This is a genomic window from Billgrantia lactosivorans, assembly GCF_003254665.1.
Classification (GTDB): Bacteria; Pseudomonadota; Gammaproteobacteria; order Pseudomonadales; family Halomonadaceae; genus Halomonas; species Halomonas lactosivorans.
Genome location: NZ_QHGY01000039.1, coordinates 1 through 483, shown reverse-complemented (window position 1 = coordinate 483; position 483 = coordinate 1). Strand labels below are relative to the sequence as shown.

Here is a 483-nt window from a genome sequence, read left to right as displayed (position 1 = left end):
TCGTCAAGGGCCACTCGGCCCACCCCGGCACCTCCGAGCTGGTGGGGCGTGCGGTACAGCAGGCCGTCGAGAAGCGCGGCCTGCCCGAGGGGGTGTTCTCGCTGCTGTTCGGCTCGGGCAACGAGATCGGCCAGGCGCTGGTCCAGGACCCGCGTATCCAGGCGGTGGGCTTCACCGGCTCGCGCGGCGGCGGCACGGCGCTGATGAAGACGGCGCAGAGCCGCCCGCAGCCGATCCCGGTCTACGCCGAGATGAGCTCGATCAACCCGGTGTTCCTGCTGCCCGAGGCCCTCAGGGCACGCGGGGCGCAGATCGCCGAGGGCTTCGTCGCCTCGCTCAACATGGGCGCCGGGCAGTTCTGCACCAACCCGGGCCTGGTCATCGCGGTGAAGGGCCCTGAGCTTTCCGCCTTCGTCGAGGCCGCGGGTGACGCGGTCAAGGCCAGCGCCGCCCAGACCATGCTCACCCCGGGCATCCATGACG

Annotated in this window: 1 protein-coding gene; it reads left to right on the top strand. The window is 71.6% G+C overall.

Annotation, left to right across the window (positions count from 1 at the left end; translation table 11 throughout):
- The coding region (locus tag DIS04_RS20290; protein WP_162623143.1) for an aldehyde dehydrogenase family protein at positions 1–483 on the top strand (483 nt) is incomplete at both ends.